Genomic DNA, 22,541 nt, shown 5'->3' with positions numbered 1-22,541 from the left:
CTTAGTTTGATTTTTATACTTTTAATAACAATGATTTTTGGCTTCTATACACTTCTTTTGTTTCATTCATTTGGTTTTTGATGGTTTTATGTTTTGGTTTTTTTGTTAACAAAATCTCATATTTAAGGTTTAGATTTTGTTGTTTTTACAAAATAAGTTGTTTTTAATTGTTGTTTTGTTACGCCTTTTGCCTAGTTGTAGCACTTTTTTGATTTTTTGAACCTTTTTCTTGAAAGTTTAAAAATAGGTTTGACAGCTATAAACTGTTAGTAGTACTATTTTGATGTTAATTGAACCAAGTGTTAAAATTATGGTCATAAAAATGTAGTTTTAGTTTTCTAAAGAGCTAAAACACATCAATTCTATTAAAAAACACTTTAAGTGTTAGCAATACACTAAAGCCATTAAAAAATATAACAGGTATGAAAAAAATGATCTTCAGAGTTTCTGTTGCCTTAATAGTAAGCTCTTTATCTGCTCAGCAAAAAGGAATTATTAACAACACTAAAAGTCCAAACGTAAAGTTTAAAAGCATTGATATTGGCGATTGTCAATGGACCCAAGGATTTTGGGCAGAAAAATTTAAAATAGCACAAGAAACCATGGTACCACATATGGGCCATTTGTTAACTGGGGATATTGGTCATGCGTTGAACAATTTTAAAATAGCAGCTGGTTTAAAAGAAGGGAAACATCAAGGAATGAAATGGCATGATGGAGATTTTTACAAATGGATGGAGGCTGCGATGTATATTTATGCCAATAATAAAGATCCTAAAATAGTAAAAGAACTGGATGATTACATTCAAATTATAGGCAAAGCACAAGCACCTGACGGTTACTTGCAAACACAAGTACAAATTACAGACTTAAAAAGATTTGGAAACAGACAGTATCATGAAATGTACAATAGTGGACATTTGTTTACAGCTGCATGTATACACAACAGAATAACGGGAAAAACTAATTTTTTAGATATTGCCATCAAACAAGCAGATTTTTTATGCAGAACATTTATGCCCCAGCCCAAAGGCGATTTAAAACGTTTTGGCTTTAATCAAACACAAATTATGGGGTTGGTAGAGTTATATAGAACAACCAAAAATGAACAATATTTAAAATTAGCAGAATTATTTATCAATCTAAGAGGACAGTCTAAAGTTAAGCCAACAGCAGTTTCTAGTTATAAATTTATAGGGGATATGGTACAGGAACGAACGCCACTCCGAAAAGCAAAAACAGCCGAAGGGCACGCAGTGTTGGCTTTGTATTTTTATGCAGGTGCAGCAGATGTGTATGCAGAGACTGGAGAAAAAGCTTTGTTGGATGCTTTGGACAGGCTATGGACTAATGTTGTTGATAAAAAGATGTATGTAACAGGAGCGGTAGGTCAAACCCATCACGGAGTGTCTTCTCATGTAGACATGGTTCACGAGGGATTTATTAACGAGTATATGATGCCCAATTTAACCGCATATAATGAAACTTGTGCCAATGTCTGTAACTCTATGTTTAGTTATCGTATGTTGGGCTTACACGGAGAAGCAAAATATGCTGATGTGATGGAGCTGGTTTTGTTTAATAGTGCTTTATCTGGAATTAGCATAGAAGGAAAAGATTATTTTTATGCCAACCCGCTTAGGGTAAGTCATAAAGGACATGATCCTGGTAACGATACAGAATTTGATATGCGTAGACCTTACATTCCTTGTTTTTGTTGTCCGCCGAACCTGGTAAGAACTATTGCCAAACTATCTGGATGGGCATACAGTTTAACCACTAACGGAGTTGCAGTGAATTTATACGGAGGAAACAAGCTAACAACAACATTATTAGACGGTTCTAAGTTAGAGTTGGTTCAGCAAAGTGGATATCCATGGAATGGAAAGGTAACCTTAATAATAAAAAAAGCAAAAAAGGAGGCTTTCGATATCAAAATAAGAGTTCCAGAGTGGGCAAAAGGTTCACAAATTCAAATCAATGGAAAAGCTGTTTCGTTACCAGTAAAAGCAGGTAGTTATGTAACACTTCATCAAAAATGGTCTAAGAATGATAAAATCACTTTACAAATGCCTATGGAAATTAAACTTTTAGAAGGAAATCCTTTAATAGAAGAAGTTCGTAATCAAATAGCAATAAAAAGAGGTCCTGTTGTTTATTGTGTAGAAAGTCCCGATTTACCCGTAAACACCGATGTTTTGGATGTTTATTATGCTACAGATGCAAATTTAACAGCAGTACATCAGCCAGAATTTTTAGGAGGTGTTACTACAATACAAGGAAATTTTAAACTAAGAAAAGATACTCGTCAAGGAATGTATACAGAGGTAAAGCAACCTAGGTGGGAAACTACAAAAGTTCAAATGGTGCCCTATTTTGCATGGGCTAACCGAGGAAAAGCTGAAATGTCGGTTTGGTTGCCTGTTTTATGGAAATAGCAACTAGCAATTTGTAAAAGAAGTACTGCTGTAAGTATACATATATTCTTAAGATTTTAAAAAGAAGTCTTAATTTTCACAATCTAAATTATAGTAGCAGCACTCTTGCAACTATATTGCAATTCGTTTTATAGATAATAAAGAAAAACTCATGTTGTCTTTAATTAGACATGTATTAAAAATGTTTGTTGTGTTGTAAGTAAAATCAGATTATAAAAACCAAAAAAATAAATAATGAGAAAAATAAATCTAAGAAAATTAGGTGTTTTACTAATGCTTATTGCATTGTCTACAGCATATTCCAAAGACAAAAGACCTAATATTGTAATTATTTTGTGCGATGATTTAGGATACAATGATGTAGGTTTTAACGGTTCTAAAGATATTAAGACTCCAAATTTGGATAAGTTAGCAGATAATGGAATGATTATGACTGCTGGGTATGTAGCACATCCTTTTTGCGGTCCAAGTAGAACCAGTATTATGACGGGAAAATATGCTCATACTATGGGAGCTCAATTTAACATACCAAGCGAGTCTGAAGGTACGGGTTACGGAATACCACTAAACAATAAATTTATTAGTAAAGAACTGCAAGAAGCTGGCTATTATACAGGAGCTTTTGGAAAATGGCACTTAGGAGCAGATACACCTTTTCATCCAAATAAAAGAGGTTTTGATGAATTCTATGGATTTTTAGGAGGAGGGCATGACTATATTCCTGAACAATACAAGCCCAAATATGAATTTCTTAAGCAAAGAGGTAGTAAAAATATAAGAGATTACATTAAGCCCTTAGAGCATAATGGAACAGAGGTTGATGAAAAAGAATACATAACGGATGGGCTTTCTAGAGAAGCGGTAAATTTTGTTTACAAAGCATCCGAAAAAAAACAGCCTTTCTTTATGTATTTGGCCTATAACGCACCTCATGTGCCTTTACAAGCAAAAAAAGAAGATATGGCTGTTTTTAAAAGCATCAAAGATGAAAAAAGAAGAACCTATGCGGCCATGGTGTATGCTGTTGATAGAGGAGTAGGAAAATTGGTAGAGGCACTAAAAGCCAACCAACAATTAGAAAACACTTTGCTTGTTTTTTTTAGTGATAATGGGGGTAAATTAGGAAAAGGAGCTAATAACTTTCCATTAACCGAAGGCAAAGGAAGTGCTTATGAAGGAGGACATAGAGTGCCTATGTTTTTTCATTGGCCCAATAGAATAAAAGCAGGCCAAAAGTTTCATAATCCAGTTTCTGCCTTAGACTTGTATCCTACGTTTGCCAGTTTGGCTAAAACCAAACCTTCAAATGCAAAAAATCTTGCAGGAACCAATATTTTGCCTCATTTACAAAAGGGAACCAATCCTCACAAAGACGAAATGTTGTACATTGTTAGACATAGAACAGGGTTAAGTGATGTGGGAGCAAGATTAAACGAATGGAAAGTAGTAAGAACAGCCAACAAACCATGGAAGTTGTTTTACATTAAAGATGATATAAGCGAAAGCAAAGACAGAAGCTCGGAGTTTCCTAACAAGTTAAAAGCTATGGTAAAACAAGCCGAAGCCTGGTCTAAAACTAATGCAGAACCCCTTTGGTTTCATGCCAAAGAAGAAGGACAATTGTGGAAAGAATACCACATGCCAAGATTTAACGAAACGTTTTCTCTAAATTAAAAAACAAAGGCCGTTTGAACTTTTATCAAACGGCTTTTTTCATAACTGTATAGGTAACTACTTTCTATTAAAAAAAGTACAAATAAAAAAAGAACTACAATTTTGGGTTGTTTAAGCATGCTTAACAAGATGAGTGGTGTAGACGTTCATTATTATTCTTTCTGAATACATTTTTTGTACTTATTACAGAATCTTAAGCAAAGACTTCTTTATATTTAGGGATATGTGATATATTTGTTGTAAAACTTATCATATTGAAAACAAACTACTCGTTACTTTTCTGTTTTCTTTTTTTGATTTTTCAGACTCAAGCTCAAAAAAAGGAGTTAACAAACTACAAAATTTTAAATATTTCTAATGGCCTTTCTCACAATGGGGTGACTTCCATTTTTAAAGATGCCAAAGGTTTTGTATGGATTGGTACTTATGACGGATTGAATAAATACGATGGTTTTCACATCAAACAATACAAAAATACATATCAAAAAGATTTGCTGTCTAGCAACAGAGTTCGATCTATTCATCAAAATAAAAGAGGAGAACTATTAATTGGTACGGACAATGGCTTGACTATTCACAATCTAGAAAATGAAAAATTCACCAAAATTAAAATTCTAGGAAATGGAGCCCTTGTTGATGAGCCTAGTATTATTGATATTCTAATTCATCCAACAAGCAATGATGTTATTTGTGCAACAGAAAATAATGAGCTACTTATTTTGGACGAACACTTTAAATTGCTAAAAAGATTCAATGCAAGACAATTGGGGTTTCCAACCAAAAGAAAATTTATTTTAGATGGATTGGCTTTGGATCAAGATCATTATTTGTTTGCAACCACTTATAAGTTGATACAATACAATGCAAAAGAAAGAACAGTTAAAGTTTACAACCATCCAGAATTTATAAACAGTTCTATTATTGAAAAAATAGATGAACAAACTTTGTTAATAGGTTCTAATAACGAGGGAGTTCGTTTGGTTCACTACACGTTTTCTAATGGAAATTGCAATTTTAATATTAGAGACAAACAACTTTCTGGGTTAAGATTTTCTTCATCCAATATAGATGTTCACGGAGCTTTATGGTTAGGAGAGTTTAACAAAGGAGTTTATAAATTTAAAGACTTAAAAAAAGTAGCACAAGGAAATTTTCAGGAATACGACCACTACACTGATCAAACTCCTAAATTAAGAACTAGTTTTTTAGTAGACTTTGACAAACAGTATACGTGGGTAGGTTCTTTTGATAAAGGGGTACATATTTTAGATACTCAAGAAAACCCCTTTCACGAGGTTAAAGTACCACAAAGAAGGTTTCTAAATCCTAGTATTTTATCAGACCATGTGTTTTCGTTAGGTGTTTCAGGTGATGGTTATCAAGTATTTGATTTTAGAACGCTTTCGTTTTATAGATTAAACCTTCCTGTAGAGCAAGAAGAGAAAAATAGAAGTACACTGATATATAAAGATAGTAGAGAAGATTTGTGGTTTACCTACACGGGAGAAGAAAATCGATTTTTAGGAAGGTTAAAAAAAGAAGGAAATTCCGTAGAAAAAATAAAAATTTCAGAGGAATATTTGGGCGGACTTAAAGACATCACAGAAGATCAATATGGAAATATTTGGGCGGCTTTTACGGATGGTGTTTTTAGAATAAATATAAATTCTGGTACTGTAATTGGCGTAGAAGATTTAAGACAAAACACAACCTATAAAAATATAGGAGCATATTCTTCTTTTAAATGTTTGTTTACCGATCCTAAATATCAGTATATGTGGATTGGTGATAAAGTTGCGGGATTGATTCGTATAGAAAACAAGCAAAATCAATCGTTACAGAATACTTCAATTCATAATTTTTTAGTTCAGAAAAACAATCCTAATACCATTTCTAGCAATTTTGTGTCTTCTATACTTCGATTAAAAAACGGACAAATGTGGATTGGTACCGAAGGTGGTGGAATTTGTTATGTAAAGGAAAGCAATAAAACTCCAGAATTTGTTCCCTATACAGAAAAAGAAGGCTTGTCTAATAATGTGGTAAAAAGTGTGTTAGCAGATGAACAGGGAGCTTTATGGATTTCTACCAACAATGGACTGAATAAGTTTGACATAGCTTCTAAAACTTTTAGAAATTTTACCAAAGAAGACGGATTGCCTTTTGAGGATTTTTATTATTCCTCTAGAAAGTTAGACAACGGAATGTTTGTTTTTGTAGGAAATGAGTCCTTTTGCTATTTCCATACCAAAAATATTCAAAATAAGGAACCTTTGCCTAGATTAGAATTTTCAGAATTTAGATTGTTTAACAAACTTGTAAAAGCCAGAGACAGCATTAACAATAGAGTGTTGTTAAACAAGCATGTGTCTTACTTAAACCAGATAGAACTAAAACATAACGAAAATGTATTTTCTATAGAAGCAACACCACTGCACTACTCCAATTCAAAAAATCATCATATCCAGTACAAAATGGAACCTTTACATCAAGAATGGGTAAAGCTAAAAGATGGACAAAATATTATTGAGTTCAATGGTTTGCAACCTGGTGATTATTTGTTAAAGGTAAAAGCTTCCAACTCCTTAAATCAATGGACAGTGCCTAAAGAATTGTCTATCACTATTCAACCACCTTTTTGGAAATCAAACTTTTCCTATTCATTATACGTTTTGTTTGGTTTTTTAATAATATACATGGTGTTTTCTATTTTCTTAAAAATTCAAAAACTGAATCACGAAATTGAAATTGAACAAATTGAATTTGATAATTTAAAAGATGTTAACGAGTCTAAATTGAGGTTTTTCTCTAACATTACACACGAAATAAAAACGCCTATTACATTAATTTCAGGCCCCATAGATTTTGTATTAAGTAAATTAAAAAAGGGAGAAAATATAGATGTACAAGAAAAATTGACCATTGTACAACGTCAGGCAAAAAGAATTTCTCAATTAATAGATCAGGTGCACGATTTTCAAAAGTCGGACACTCAGCAACTAAAAATGAATTACGAGGTCTTTAATTTTGATTTGTTTTTAAGGAATCTTGTCATCGACTTTAAATTTTTATCAGAAAAAGAAGGAAAGATCTTAAAGATTTCTGGTGATAAAAATACAAACGTTCTTGTAAATGCAGATAAAGATAAGTTAGAAAAGATTTTTAACAACATCCTAAGCAATGCTTTTAAATACACCCAAAGTGATGATGAAATTAGCATAGATTACAAAATAAACGGAACCAATTTGGTGTTGTCTTTTACCGATACAGGAAAAGGAATTGATGGTGAAGATTTGCCTCATATTTTTGAAAGATTTTATCAATCTAAAAAAATGACCGAAGAATACATTGGCGGATCTGGTATCGGTTTGGCTTTTTCTAAAAGGTTGGTAGAGATGCATTATGGTTATATCAATGCAGAAAGTGAGCTAGGCAAAGGAACAACCATACACATTATTCTACCCATTTTACACCAAGGAGAAGCAGAGTCCGAAGAATTAGAAAAAATCTTAGAGTTAGAAAAAGAATTTGCTAAGAAAGAAACAGTTCTTGAGCCCGAAAAAGTAGACTTTAGTAAAATTAAGGTAGATACAACTTTTGCTGAAGCAAGAATTTTTTATGCTGAAGACAATGTAGAGATGCGAAATTTTGTGTCCGAAATTTTGTCAAACTTTTTTCAGGTAACCACATTTAGCAACGGAGCAGAATGTTTGGAGGCTATGAATACCAACTGGCCAGATTTAGTACTAAGTGATGTTTTGATGCCAGAAGTTAATGGGTTTGAGTTGTGTAAAAATATCAAAGACAATATTAAAACAAGTCACATTCCCGTTGTATTACTAACAGCTTGTGTATCTAATGACGAGCAAATTCAGGGAATAGAAGAAGGAGCCGATGCTTATATTAAAAAACCATTCAATTCTAAAAGACTAATTACTACAATTGAATCATTGTTAAAAAATAGAAAGCAATTAAGAGAACGTTTTAAAAGTGATTTTCCGTTAGAGCTAGAGAAAAAAAGCGAATCCAAAAAAGACATTGCTTTTATAGAAAAACTATATGATTTAATGTCTGAGAATCTAGACAATAAAGATTTAGATATGGACAATCTAGCAAAACACTTGTACCTAAACAGAACACATTTTTATCAAAAAGTAAAAGCACTTACAAATCAAACACCGTTTGAGTTGCTAAAAGATTATAGATTGCAAAAAGCAGCAGAGTTTTTGGTTAGAGAAAAAATGACCGTAAATGAAGTGTTTATAGCAACAGGCTTTAAAAGTAGATCGCATTTTAGCAAAGTGTTTAAGGATAAATACAATGTCACTCCTGGTCAATACACCAACAAAGGATTAGATAACTTAATGAACAATTCCTAGCCTTACAGCGTAAAAACAAAACAAGAAACAAACCCTAAGTACTTGGTTGTCTTAGGGTTTTTGTATACTCGTAAACAAGTCAAAGGTTTAATGTCTTTTAGAAGGACTTTGTACTTTTTTACGTATAAACACATATTTTTTACAAAAAGACATAAGATTGGTTTAGATATACATGAAATTTGTTTTTGCTGATATGATATCTATGCTCTTTTTTTATTGATTTTTAAATAATAGAACGATTCACAACCTGTGAATTGTGTATTGTCTACTTACAATAATTAAAAATGTGAGATTTTTTATTGGTGTTTTTAAAAAACTAAAAAATGTAATGTATGATGAAAAACTTTTTTCTGTTAAAAACACAACAGCACAGCGCATGTAGTTTTTAGCCAAAGTAAAGTTATTACAAAAACCAAAACTAATTAAATGAAGAGATTTAAAATTATCAAGACTAAAAGCATACAAAGGAAGTTGTTTCTATTTGTGTTTTTAGTAACTGTGGGAGTATCAGGAAAGGTATTTGCACAAAAAGTAACCGGAGTTGTTACGGGGGCCGAAGACGGAATGCCATTAATTGGAGTAACCGTAAAAAAAATGGGAACAAAAATGGTTACCGCAACAGACTTTGATGGACAATATGCTATCAAAGCAAAAGAGGGAGATATTTTAGAATTTTCCTACCTAGGGATGGAGTCTAAAACAGCAACCATTACAGGAAAAACTCTGAATATAGTATTAGAGTCCAAAGCTGATGCTTTAGATGAAGTGGTAGTGGTAGGTTACGGAACCCAAAAGAAAAAAGAAGTAACAGGAGCAGTAGTACAGGTAAAGGCCGAGGAAATTGAACAATTTGTAACTACTGATGTTTCTTCTGCTTTACAAGGACAAGTTACCGGAGTTAATGTTACCGCTGCTAGTGGAGAACCAGGAGAAACAGCAAGTATCCAAATTAGAGGGGTTACTTCTCTTATTGGTTCTAACGAGCCTTTATGGGTAGTTGATGGTATTGCTCAACAAGGAAATCCAGGTTTAAGTCCAAATGAAATTGAAACCATTGATATTTTAAAAGATGCAGCATCGGCAGCAATCTACGGTACCGAAGGAGCAGGAGGAGTTATCTTGGTAACTACAAAACAAGGTAAAGAAGGAAAAATGAACATTACACTAAACTCCACATACGGAATTCAGGATTTAGGTGACGGGATTTCTTTGATGAATGCCAAAGAAGAATTGTTTTTTGGATTAACTCAACTAGACAATGGGGCATCTACTTACGATCCAGGACCTGTAAGAACACCAGAATGGTTAAACAATAACAATACTTTTGATGATTACGTATTGGTAAATCATGCAGCAACACAGCAACATACCTTAAACGTATCAGGGGGAACCAAAGATTTTTCGTACAATGCCGTAGGAGGGTACTTTAATCAACAAGGAACGTTAATCAATTCAGGTTTTGAAAGAATTAATGGACGTATTTCTGCCAACTACAATACCGATAATTGGAAAGTGAAATCTAGTGTAGCATTTACTACAGAAAAAAGAGACCGAGTAGGGAATAATTTAATTACCAATGCACAACGATACTCTCCTTTATATCCTATTGTAGATCCTAGTTCAGATGTTGTTTATTCTACAGAAAGTGGTGATGGAGGTGTAAGAACGCCTTTAGAATTGTTAGCACAGGCTTTAAAGAAAAAAGATGCAAGCACAAGCGAAAGAATTAATGCTAGTATTGGAATTACAAGAAAAATAACCAAAGATTTAAATGTAACAGCAACTTTGGGTACAGCCATCACAAACACGTATAGAGATCAGTTTTTACCACAGTATTCTATTGTATATTTAAACGGAGATCCCACAGAAACAGACCCAACAAAGAGTAACGTAACCACCTCTGCTTCTAGAAGATCTACTTTATCAGGAGATGTAGGGTTTAATTATAAGAAAAAAATAGGAGATCATAACTTTGGAGCTCAAGCTATTTTTGCAATAAAAGAAGAAGGATACAGAGGTTTTTCAGCAGAAAAACAAGGAGTACTAAATAATGATATTCGTGTATTAGACGGAGCAAGTATCAATCCTGTAGCAGATTCAGAAGCTTATTACAATAGTACACAAGTAGGTCTGGTAGGAAGAGTAACTTACGGATACAAAGGAAAGTATCTGTTTTCTGGAGTGGTACGAAGAGATGGGTCTTCTAAATTTAGTCCAGAAAATCAATGGGGTACTTTTCCATCGGTAACTTTGGGTTGGAATGTTTCTGATGAAGATTTTTGGAAAGACTTAAAAGGAACCATCAATAATTTTAAAATAAGAGCAGGTAGAGGTACTGTGGGTAACAACCGTTTTGGAAATTACGAATATCAAAGTACCATTCGTACCAATGCCAATTATGTTTTTGATCCTACAGACAATCAGTTAACTTTTGGTTCTGCGGTATACACATATGCAAATCCTCAGGTAAAATGGGAAACCAAAACAGAAACCAATATTGGTTTGGATATGAGTTTGTGGAAAAACAAATTTATCATTACTGCCGATGTATATAGAGCAAGCAACCAAGATATGTTGTTTCCTGTTAGAACCCCAAGTTCTGCAGGAGCTTATGACGGTGGGAATCTGAATAGTATCTTAAACGTTGGAAACATGACCAATGAAGGGGTAGAGGTAGCGGTAAAGTATAGAACGGATATTGGAAAAAGTAAATTTTCTACCAACGTTGTATTTACTCGCAACACCAACGAGGTAACAAGTACGGCAGGACAATCTACCATTTACAATACACAATCTAACATTAACTCTACACCTATAACGGTTTTTGCAGAGGGGTATGAAGCAGGAGCTTACTTTTTGTACAAAACAAATGGAGCAATTAATACAGAAGAACGTTTGGCTGCTTATCAAAAAATTAAGCCTGATGCCAAAATGGGAGATGTTGAAATTGTAGACTACAACAATAATGGAAAAATAGACAACGATGATAGGCACTATGCAGGAAGCGCATTGCCAGATTTTGAATTAGGGTGGAATTTTCAGTGGAACTACAAAGGGTTTGATTTGTCTATGAACTGGTATGCCTCTGTAGGGTCTGAAGTAATTAACGGAAATAAAATAGAAGCCTATACAAGAGGAAGGCACAAAGATTTGTTGTCTATGTGGTCTAAGGACAATCCAACATCAAATATTCCTATTCTTAGAGACTTTGGTACGGATAACTATTTGCCAAACAATGATTATTGGGTAGAAAATGGAGACTATATCCGTTTAAAGTTGGCAACATTAGGATACAACTTCTCAAAATCTGCTTGTGAAAACATAGGGCTAAGTAATTTACGATTGTTCTTTACTGCACAAAACCCAATTACCATAACAAAATATACAGGATACGATCCAGAAGTAGGAGGAAATGTAGCCAGAAGAGGATTGGATTTGTCTAGATATCCATTGGCTTCTTTGTATACTATTGGATTGAATGTTAAATTTTAAACCAAACAAGATGAAAAGATATATAAAACACATGGTCGCATCAATAATAATAGCGACTACATTACAATCTTGTGATGATTATTTAGAAGAAATTAACCCAAACGAGGTGTCTTCTGAGTTGTATTGGAGAGATTTAGAAGATTCTAATGAAAACTTGACTTCTGTATACAATGGTTTGCTAAACCAATACATCTGGTCTATTGATAATGAATCTCTTAGAGGAGATATTGCTTTTCCTAACCTAAGAAGTAGGCAGAATGCAGAAACATATGCTTGGCATGCACAAGCGTTTACCAATAATGTAGACAATCATTACTTTAAAAGTTGGGCGGGTATGTACCGTGTAATTTGGAGAGCAAATCAGGTAATTACTGGACTAAACGGAATGTCTGAAACCTTTAAAAGTCAAGAAGCATGGACCACGCAAATGGCAGAAGCACGCTTTTTACGAGGATTGATGCACTTTTATTTACACTCTAATTACAATCAAGGAGAAATTATTATCAGAGATGAAATTCCAGAAAGTTTAGAAGACTATTCTAAACCTACTTCATCTTCTTCAGAAGTATTGACCTTTTTTAGAGAAGATTTTCAATATGCATACGATCATTTACCAGCTATACAAGACCAACCTACAAGAGTTGGTAAAGGTTTGGCTGCCATGATTTATGCCAAAAGTTATTTGTACACCAAAGAGTACGATAAAGCAATTCCTTTATTAAAAGATGTTATAGAAGGTCCTTACGGATATCAACTAGTGACGGGTGATGAGGTAAAAACATTGTTTACACATGCGGGAGATTTTAGTAAAGAAACGTTGTTTGAGTTGAATTACACAGACATACATCAACGTTTGATTAATGGAGGAGGAGATTCTTGGGATGAAGAAGCTTACACGACTAGGTGGGCAAGATACACAGCACCAGGAAACAAAGGAGCTGGACTTGGAGGAGCAAAATACTTTAATCCTACTGCATGGATTACGTTTGAGTACTCTAACGAACCTATGAATTTAAATGATTCTAGAAACTTTAAAGAAGGAAACCTGTTAAGAAGTGTGCCTTTAAGGTGTGCACAGATGATTCAAGTAGTAAACGATGAAGAGTCTAGTTATTACGGAAGTACTCCAGCTTATGAAGATATAAGTTTTAGCAAAGATATCTTTTCTTACTTTAAAAAATTAACCAATCACGATGTAGTATCTCATGAAGAGGATGTTTTGGCAACACCATGGCAATCAGGAAAAAACGTAGTAGTGTACCGTTTGGCAGATGCTTATTTAATGTTGGCAGAATGTTACATACAACAAAACAATATTCCAGAAGCATTGTCTTATATCAATGCTATAAGAGAACGTTGGGGATTATTGCAATTGGGATTAGATGATGGAAGTTCAACATATGATGATGTTGCCTACGATCAAAATAGTTTAATGGAGCATTTAATGTATATAGAAAGGCCTTTGGAACTGTCTTTAGAAGGATATGCAGAGAGAGCTATTGATTTAAGAAGATGGGGAGTAGCTAAACAACGCTTTACAGATTTAGCATCAAGAGACTATCAAGTAATAGATTATTCGTTTACAAAATCTGATGGAACTGCAGGTAAAGGAAGTAAAGTACAAACAGGAGTAGGCCCCACTAACGATAGCAACAGTCCAGAAATAGAGTTTAATGATGCAGCTATCAATTACATAGAATCTGTACATGCTTATTTGCCATTGCCTAACGAAGAAACGTTGTACAACCAACAAGTAAACTAAAGAAATTATGAAAAAAAATATCAAAATAATTACAGGACTATTATCCGCACTTCTTTTTGTTGCCACAAGTTGTTCGGATGAAAATGTTACTGTTTACGGAGATTTAAACTCAGACTATTCTAGTTTTCAGTGGTATACCAGTGGAGATAGAACAACTTATAGAGAACCTAATAAAGAAATTAATATTCATCAATATGTAGGTTTTTTTGATGTGTCGCAAGGACAAAAAAGTAGAGAATGGACCATTCCTACTTCGGCCAAATATTTAACTACAGAGTTTGAAGAAGGAGATACTATTTACACACCTTTCATTATTCCAAACGTAGGAACTGTATCAACAGACGAGTTGGTAAATGTTTATTTTCCTGAAGCTGGGGAGTTTGAGGTAGAACTAAAAACAGTGTTTGATGAGCCTGTTACTTATAATAGAACTTTTGAGGTAGATGGAGAAATTATTACCAAATCTATCACAAGTACTATGGTAGATACAATTTTTAAAGTAAAAGTTTTCCCAGATCCAGTACCCAGCTGTAAAGTGTATAGACAGAATTTTGTTACCAATCCAGAAGATCCTACAGGGCCTACCATTCCAGATGAAACAAACCCATACTCAGAAGTTTTATTGGTAGCTGAAGAAGATCAACCTAGCATAGAGAATATAGATACTTGGCAAGAAATTTCTATAGAAGCAGGAGAAAAATTGATGTTTGAGGATTTATCTACTGTAGGTGAGGTAGATGCTGTAAGGTGGACAACTAATGGAGGAAAACCAGAAGTAAGTGCCAAGGAAACTATAGAAGTAGCCTACAATAAACTAACTGAAGGAGATGCTTTTTATACTGCTCATTTTATGTCTAGAAGAACAAAAGATGCAGGACCTGTAAAAGATATTGCTAAATTAATTCCACTAAAAATTAAGGTATTGCCATCTACCAAACCATTTAAATATAGTTCTGGTTTAAAAGTAAATGCTTCTGGAGTAATTCAGTTCCCAGTTTCTGGAGAGGTAGAGTTGTACGAGGGGCAAGAAGATAAATTTACTGTGCAGGTGATAAATGCAGATGCTGGATACAATCAAAATATAGCTGTTTCATCTGTAGCTTTAAATGCCGATGATGCAACTATTATAGAGCTAACCTTAGCAGAACCAGTATACAATACAGATACGTTTACCATCTCTTACACAGATTCTAATGCAGACGATACAGATGGAATTATATCGGTTGACGGAAGGTCTTTAGAAAGTTTTGATCCTGTAACGGTAAGCATGAAGCTATCAGAGTACCAAGGTGTAATGAATATTCAGAATTTTACAGGTTATGAGTCTGAGTACGATAGTGGGAATCAATTTAGACAGGCTAACATGAAAAAAGGAGTGTATTTTGCACAACACAACGGAAAAACCGATGCAGGACCTTTGTATTATTGGAGAGACAATTCATTTTTCTATGATGGAGCAAATTCTCTAAAGTTTGAAACTCCAGATACAGGTATTCCTAATTTGGCCAGATTGCAAGGGTCAGCATTTAAATCATTAAGTCCTGTTCCAGAAGGTAAATATATTCCAAGTGTATGGGTGTATATAGATCCAGCAACCAATATGTCTACCTTTCAGTACAATATGACTACAAATGTAGATGCTACTTTTAACTTTGATATTTCTACAGTAGAAAAAGGAAAATGGGTACAGTTAACACTACCAGCAGTTTCTTTACCAGCCATTGCAGATGGAAGACTAGATTTGAATGTTACAAATACGGGTCAGGATGCTGCTCAAGTACAAAAATTGTGGCTGGATAATTTTGATTTATTAATTGTTAATGACAGGCCTTAACTAATCTATCTCTCTTGTTCTGTAAAAAAGTACAAGAGAGACTTTTAAAACATACAGAAATGAAATACCTTTTAAATATATTTAAATTAAGTTTTGCACTTTTAGTGGCTAGTTGTACCACAGAAGAAAAGGACTTGCCGCAAGCTAGGTTGGTGCCTGTTTATCAGATTTCCGTAAATGCACCATTAGCAGTTAACAATACGCTTTCAGGATACAAAAGTGTAGACGTTCCTATAAATATTCATGTGTACAAAGAAAAAGATTTGGTAATTCAGTATCCTGAAAATAATAAACCAGTAAATTTTGATGTGGTAATCGTCAATCAGTCTTCGGGTTACATTCCAGCAGGAGATAATCTAGCAGTTGCAGGAACCTATCAATTAAGTTACACTACCGAAGAAATAAATGAAGTAACAAATGAAGAAAATGGAGAGGTTACTAAAACTCACCTAACAACCAGTTATGAACTTGATGTTAATCGTACAGATACAGAGGGTAATGCATTGGTTCCGGCAGAAGGTTTAGGAATTACCATACACAGTATAAAAACGGTAACCAAAATAGCTACCAAGCAAGAAGGAGATGTTAGCGTAGCAGAACAAATAACACCTGCTACAGATAATGTTGGAGAAATATCAACAACGATAGTGGTAGACAATCAGGCTAATACCACAACAACCATTACCAAAACAACAGCTTCTGCTCTGTGTGAAGTTTCTGTTATAGAAACCGAAGTATACAATTAAAATATACCCTTGATAAAGTTAATAGTTTAGTAAACTATTTAAAATAAACTAGAAACCAAAACGAAGACTGTCTTTTTAGACAGTCTTTTTTATTTTAGCTAAAGAGATTTTTAGATAGATGAAAACCAACCTATATATATTTAAAGTGGTAGCCAAGCACTTAAGTTTTACGAAAGCAGCTGAACATTTGTATTTGTCTCAACCAGCTGTGTTAATAAAATTCATTAAAATGTTAGACAAGGTATATTGTGGTAGTTAAAAAGAGTTAGGAGCATTGTGTGTTTAGTAGTATTTGTAACTAATAAACACAAAAAAAAGGATGAGCTTATTTAGTTCATCCTTTTTTGTGATATAGTGTCTGTAATTTTATTCTTCAGTATTGTCAGAACTCCAAAATTCACGTTGTTTGTTCAGTTTTCGTTCTTGTTCTGCATATTCTTCAACAGAAATTACTTTTAAGAAAGAAGGATGTTGCTCTATAGCGTATTCTATTTTTTCTACAATTTGCTGAATGTCTTCAGTTTCGTAATCAATTTCTAAAGGTTGTTTGATAACCATAGATTGTAAAATTCCACGTTTTTTAATTAGCAATCCTTTTTTGTCAAAAGATCGTCTAAAGCCATCAATAACAATAGGAATTACAATAGGTTGATAGCTTTTTATAAGATGAGCTGTTCCTCTTCTTATAGGGTTAAAGGGTTTGGTAGTTCCTTGCGGAAAGGTAATCACCCAACCATCATCCAATGCTTTTTTTATGTTGGTAATGTCAGACATTTTTACTTGTCTCTTTACATCTTTTCCTGCTGCTCGCCAAGTTCTTTCTATGGAAATAGATCCTACATAAGCAAAAATTTTAGGCAACAAACCTGCTTTCATGGTCTCTAATGCAGCAATATAGTACAGGTTTAGTTTGGGTTTTAGTAAATAGGTCCATCTTTTTAGCGTATTATCCCTGCCATTTAGCGTAGCAAAAAATACATGATACATAGCAGCTACATCTGCAAAATAAGTCTGATGATTGGAAATAAATAATACATTTCTATCGGGAAGTTCTTTTAAAATTTCAGAACCTTCTATTTGTAATTTATTGAATCCGTTGTATCTACGGTAAGAGATGATACCAAAAACACTAATGATTAATCTTTTTAAAAAAAGATACTGACCAAAAGGGTTTTTCTTAAATAGGCTCATAGATCTTAGGGTTTGTTTTTTTATGGTTTGCGGACAAATTTACAATAATTTCATACCTATGAGAGGCTTTTTAAGATTTCTTTTAATTCACTTAACATCATTGCTGTGGCTCCCCATATTATATGTTCTTGATATTTAAAACAAGGAACCGTATTTTGTTGTAGAGAATGGCTCTTCATTTTAAAAGTGTCCAAAGTAGTTTCAGAAAGCAATTTAGACATAGGAAATTCTACAATTTTAGCCACTTCGTAATTGGTTACAAAATTGGGCGTTTTGTGTGCCAAAGCAATATAAGGATGCACGTTAAAATTGCTAGGAGGAATGTATAAAGTACTCATTGGTTTTATGAGTTCTAGGTTTTTGGCAGCAATACCAACTTCTTCAAAAGTTTCTCTAAGAGCGGTTTCTTGCAGGTTTTTATCGTTGCTGTCTTTTTTACCTCCAGGAAAACTAATTTGTTGGCTATGCGTTCCTTGATACTTGGCTCTTTGGGTAAGTAATATTTGTGTTTGTCCAAAAGCATTTGGGTACAATAAAATTAATACACCAGCTAACTTGGCATTTTTTGGAGTGTTGTACGCTGTAAAAAGTGGTCTTTGCAAAGGGGCTAACTTTTGATGGGCTTTAATTCCCAACAAAGGACTATTTTTTAAAAGCTCTATTTTAGAAACTAATTGTTCAAAATTTGTCAATTGTCTATTTTTATAAAATGAAATTTAAATATAAAAAATTAGTATTGAGTATTTTGTTAGATGCTGTTGGGGTTTTATCTTATTTAATTCCAGGATTAACAGAATCTATCGATTTTGTTTGGGCACCTCTTTCGGCTTACTTAATCACCAAAGTGTTTCAAAACAAAGTATCAAAATACACGGCTATTGTTGGCTTTATAGAAGAGGCACTTCCGTTTACAGATATTTTTCCAACTTTTACGGTAACTTGGATTTTAAGCGTTTGGTTAGATAAAGAGGAAACATCAATAACACAAAAATAAAAGTACTTCTGTTCGTTTGTTTCAAATTTAAATCTATTTTTGCTTCGTTAAATCATATAATATTGTGTTGATTTAGTAAAATAATCTACAAAACTCATACTTTTTTTTGCTGAATGCTTCTTTTTGTTAAGAATATTTTATTGACTGTAAGATTAAAAACAATGCATCCATTTTGGTTGTTGATCTTTTTTTTTGCGGGGGGAATGCTTAATGTAAATGCACAACAGATAGAAGCTATTTCTTTGTTTGAAACCACAGACTTACCTACGACTGATGTTTCTAGAGTCCGTCAAGATAAAAAAGGATTTATTTGGTTTGCTTCGGAAGATGGCTTGTACCGTTTTGACGGTTACCGATACGAACATCATGCTTTTTTAAATCAACATCCAGATTTTCCACTAAGAAGAATTAAAAAGTTTGAGTTTGACAATTTTGGCCGTATTTGGTTAGATACCAAAGACAACCGTTTGTATTGCTACACACTGGCTACAAAAGATTTACAAGAGATACGCTTTCCTAAAGACAGTACTTTTTCTGAAGTGAACAGCATGACTTTGTGCGATGACAAGTTGTTTGTAGGACACGTTACTCCCTATTATTTTTCCTTAAAAAATTTAGATTTAAACAACATTCAGCCTATTCCTATAAGCCAAGTGGCCAACACACGCTTGGGATATCACAGAAAAAAAATGGTTTGGTTTGTAATGTCTAGTCATATGGTAATGTTTGATGCAGAGCAAGAAAAGCTACTTAGAACCATTAAAATGCCCGTAAACGCAACGAGTATTTGTGTAGATAAAAATAACGATGTATGGATTGGAGATAACTCTAGAAAAATTAATATCTATCGTACTCAAAAAGATCAATGGGAAACCATTCAGACTTCTGTAAACGGAATTAAATGGATGGAATTTGATGAAAAGAGAAATCAGGTTCTAGTCACGTCTTTTACAGATTTGTATCGAATAGATTTGAATAAATCTAAAATAGAACTAGTGCATGTTCCGTTACATAAAGTTATTCAAAATGGTAGAGAAACCTTTATAGATACTCAAAATAATGCCTGGTTGGTGGTTTCTAATAATGATCTTATCAAATTAAATTACAACGATTTAGAGCCTTTTCAACATAATTTTAAACAATTGTATAGCGACAAAAACAGAAAATTTTTGTTTCAAGATCATACAGGAGCACATTGGTTAGCAGGAAATTTAGGTATTACCAGAAAAAATCTACAAAGCCACCAAGAAACCATTTATTTGCCCAAACAAGAAGTTCGTTTTGTACAACAGTATAACGATAGTTTGTTTTATGCCTTTACTCAAAAGGAAGTCTATGAATGTCGTTACAATACTCAAAAAAAAGACTTTGAGGTTTTTAAAAAAGTAAATGCAGCTCAAAGCCAAATGAATTACATTATTTCTGGAATTCGCACTCGTAAAAATGTGTTTTGGCTGGGAAACAACAGAGGGGTTACTAGAGTCAATTTACAAGAAAAGACCTCAGAATATCTGCCTGTACTAAAATGGAGTCGGGTTAATTTTTTGGTGTACGATGCTCATCGAAATTGTATTTTGGCAAGTGCAACCAACAAAGGTATTTTTCAGTTCAATTTAGATGAAAATCATCAGGTAGTAGATGTAGTTAATATCAACCAATCTAAAAAGTTAGGAAGTAATACGGTGCAATACCTTCACATAGGCAAACAATACGTTTGGGCTGCTACTTCTAGGGGCTTAAGCAAGTTGAAGTACAATGCTCAGAAAAAACAATACGAAGTAACAAAAAACTATACCACAGAAGATGGTTTGTCTCACAATTACATTTCTTCTTTGGTGGCACAGGATAAAAATACCTTGTGGATAGGAACCAATTTAGGTTTGAATAAGTTAAATATTACTACAGAAAAGTTTAGCAGTTACTACAAAGGGTTTGGAGATGCAGCCAACAAAATAACCAATCGTTTTGCTTTGTATGCTCAGGATCAGCATATGTATTTTGGAGTGAATAAAGGGTTTTTAAAATTCAACCCAACTGAGCTAAAAAAAAGTCCTTACCAATACTCTATTTATGTAGAGGATGTTGAAATTAATGGGGTTAATGGAAAAAGTGTGTCCGATTTACAGCAGTTAAATCATTACGAAAATTACTTGTCCTTTACCATTTCCGTACCCAATTATATTTCTCCCAACGGGGTTAAATATCGTTATAAAATAGACCAACAGCCTTGGAACATAAGTTCTGTTCGTTTTCCAAGTTTTACGATTAACAACTTGTCCTTTGGGCACCATACTTTACAATTGCAATGCAGTAATGAAGATGGAGTATGGAACTCCGATGGGAGAAAAATCAATATCTATTTGTCTCCACCATTCTGGAAATCTTGGTGGTTTTTAGTAGCAGTATCGCTGTGTGCATTATTGCTTATTCGTTTTTTGGTGATTCGTTTTCGTCTTAAAAAAGAATTTGATATTCAATTAGGAATAGAAAAAAAATTGAGAGAAACAGATCAGGAAAAAATAAAATTCTTTACGGATGTTTCTCATGATCTTAAAACACCGTTGACTATGATTAGTCGACCTATTGAGAAAATGCTGGCTCATGAAATTTCTCAAGACGAACAAAAATACCTTCTAGAAACAGCTTCAAAAAACACCAATCGTTTGATCAATTTAATCAATCAGGTATTGAATTTTAGTACTGTTCAAAGTGGAGATTTAACATTGAATATTCAACGAATAGAATTGGTTCAGTTTTTAAATCAGCTGATGACCAATTTTGCTTTTGAAGCCGAACAGAAAAATATTGATTTTAGTTTGCAGACTTCCACAAATGAACTCGTCGTTTTTTTTGATAAAGAAAAAATTGAACGTGTATTGTACAACTTATTATCTAATGCATTTAAAAACACTCCCAAAAAAGGACGTATCGTTTTAAAAGTTTCGGAAGATGAACTTCAAAAAAATGTTTTTATTTCTGTTCAAGACACCGGTGTAGGCATTAGAAAAGATAAGTTGAGTAAAATATTTAAGCGTTTTTATCAGTCAGACTCTCAGAATGTAGGACAAGGCATTGGTTTGTCTATTGTAAAAGAGTATATAGAAGCCCATGATGGAACTGTGAAAGTGGATAGTGAATATCAGAAAGGAACGACTATAACCTTTAGCTTGCCCATTGAAGAAGAAGAGCATCAACCCAATAATAAAGAAGAACTTTTGCAAACCAATGATATGAAACACGCTGTGTTGGTTGTAGAAGACGATGATGAGTTGAGAGATTATATTTGTTATGAACTAAAAGCCTATTATAAAATATACAGTGCATCTAATGGTAAGCAAGGCGAGTTATTGGCTTTTGAAAAGAAACCTAATTTGGTATTGACTGATTTGAGAATGCCAGAAATGAACGGTGCAGAATTGTGTGATGCATTAAAAAACAATTTGAAGACAAAACACATTCCTGTAATTGTAATTACTGCTTTTAGCGGAATGGAATTAGAGGCTTTGGCTATTGGTGCCAACGATTATATTGCAAAACCTATCAATATTGATAGTCTCTTGTTAAAAATAAAAAACCATATACAATTGTTGGAGCAAACCAAAGAAAAAGCCGATAGAGATTTGCGTTTAACACCCAAAGAAGAACAAACTGCAAGTCCGCAACAAGCTTTTATAACCAAAATAATGCAGGTAATAGAAGAGGAGTTTATTCATCAAAAATTAGATATTGAATTGCTAACTTCTAAAATGAATATGTCTAAAAGTGTACTTTATAAAAAAGTAGTAGAGTATACAGGGCAGTCGGTAAATGAACTAATTACCACTGTAAAACTTAAAAAAGCAGAAGAGTTGTTGCTACATTCAGACCATTCTTTTAATGAAATTACTTATATGTTAGGTTATAACGATAGTAAATATTTTAGAACCTTGTTTAAAAAGAAAAATGGAGTTACCCCCTTGCAATTCAAGAAGAAACATAGAATTTAATACATGTAGCACATATGTTTTTTTTATAATAAACACGTTGTTCCC

Annotated in this window: 12 protein-coding genes; 10 read left to right on the top strand and 2 right to left on the bottom strand. The window is 33.4% G+C overall.

Features of this window, described 5'->3' with window-relative positions; all coding sequences use genetic code 11:
• Positions 1 to 422 precede the first annotated feature (422 nt).
• From FS85_RS0104080 to FS85_RS16925, 8 genes are all read left to right on the top strand, one after another.
• Entirely contained in the window at positions 423 to 2,438 is a 2,016-nt protein-coding gene (locus FS85_RS0104080) for a glycoside hydrolase family 127 protein (protein ID WP_010134781.1), read from the top strand.
• Positions 2,439 to 2,672: 234 nt separating this feature from the next.
• Positions 2,673 to 4,112, top strand: coding sequence for a sulfatase family protein (locus FS85_RS0104075; RefSeq protein WP_010134780.1), 1,440 nt, complete (start codon positions 2,673 to 2,675; stop codon positions 4,110 to 4,112).
• 254 nt (positions 4,113 to 4,366) lie between these two features.
• Positions 4,367 to 8,491 (top strand): hybrid sensor histidine kinase/response regulator transcription factor, encoded by a 4,125-nt coding sequence (locus FS85_RS0104065; protein WP_010134779.1) that lies wholly within the window; start codon positions 4,367 to 4,369, stop codon positions 8,489 to 8,491.
• 426 nt (positions 8,492 to 8,917) lie between these two features.
• Positions 8,918 to 11,983: a SusC/RagA family TonB-linked outer membrane protein gene (locus FS85_RS0104060; RefSeq protein WP_010134778.1), complete on the top strand. Its 3,066-nt coding sequence runs from the start codon at positions 8,918 to 8,920 to the stop codon at positions 11,981 to 11,983.
• 10 nt (positions 11,984 to 11,993) lie between these two features.
• Complete coding sequence (locus FS85_RS0104055) at positions 11,994 to 13,745, top strand: RagB/SusD family nutrient uptake outer membrane protein (RefSeq protein ID WP_139062142.1); 1,752 nt, start codon at positions 11,994 to 11,996, stop codon at positions 13,743 to 13,745.
• Positions 13,746 to 13,752: 7 nt separating this feature from the next.
• Positions 13,753 to 15,579, top strand: a complete 1,827-nt coding sequence (locus FS85_RS0104050) for a SwmB domain-containing protein (protein ID WP_010134776.1) — start codon at positions 13,753 to 13,755, stop codon at positions 15,577 to 15,579.
• A gap of 59 nt (positions 15,580 to 15,638) precedes the next feature.
• A complete protein-coding gene (locus FS85_RS0104045; RefSeq protein ID WP_010134775.1) occupies positions 15,639 to 16,325 on the top strand; it encodes a hypothetical protein in 687 nt (228 codons plus the stop codon).
• A 118-nt stretch (positions 16,326 to 16,443) separates the two neighbouring features.
• Positions 16,444 to 16,584 carry a helix-turn-helix domain-containing protein gene (locus FS85_RS16925; RefSeq protein ID WP_010134774.1) on the top strand — a complete coding sequence of 47 codons (141 nt, stop codon included), beginning with the start codon at positions 16,444 to 16,446 and terminating at the stop codon, positions 16,582 to 16,584.
• Between the two features lie 107 nt (positions 16,585 to 16,691).
• On the opposite strand, the gene FS85_RS0104035 is transcribed toward FS85_RS16925, so the two are convergent.
• Positions 16,692 to 17,516: a lysophospholipid acyltransferase family protein gene (locus FS85_RS0104035; RefSeq protein ID WP_010134772.1), complete on the bottom strand. Its 825-nt coding sequence runs from the start codon at positions 17,514 to 17,516 to the stop codon at positions 16,692 to 16,694.
• A gap of 56 nt (positions 17,517 to 17,572) precedes the next feature.
• Positions 17,573 to 18,208: an NUDIX hydrolase gene (locus FS85_RS0104030; protein WP_010134771.1), complete on the bottom strand. Its 636-nt coding sequence runs from the start codon at positions 18,206 to 18,208 to the stop codon at positions 17,573 to 17,575.
• Between the two features lie 17 nt (positions 18,209 to 18,225).
• Between FS85_RS0104030 and FS85_RS0104025 the strand changes: the two genes are divergently transcribed.
• Together FS85_RS0104025 and FS85_RS0104020 are read left to right on the top strand one after the other, a co-directional pair.
• Positions 18,226 to 18,510, top strand: coding sequence for a hypothetical protein (locus FS85_RS0104025; RefSeq protein ID WP_029489260.1), 285 nt, complete (start codon positions 18,226 to 18,228; stop codon positions 18,508 to 18,510).
• Between the two features lie 161 nt (positions 18,511 to 18,671).
• On the top strand, positions 18,672 to 22,496 hold the full coding sequence (locus FS85_RS0104020) for a hybrid sensor histidine kinase/response regulator transcription factor (RefSeq protein ID WP_010134769.1): 3,825 nt from the start codon (positions 18,672 to 18,674) through the stop codon (positions 22,494 to 22,496).
• The last annotated feature ends 45 nt before the right edge of the window (positions 22,497 to 22,541 follow it).

Source organism: Ochrovirga pacifica (genome assembly GCF_000220525.1).
GTDB classification, from domain to species: domain Bacteria; phylum Bacteroidota; class Bacteroidia; order Flavobacteriales; family Flavobacteriaceae; genus Ochrovirga; species Ochrovirga pacifica.
The sequence above is the reverse complement of the archived record's forward strand: the minus strand, read 5'-3'. Positions and strand labels throughout refer to the sequence as shown.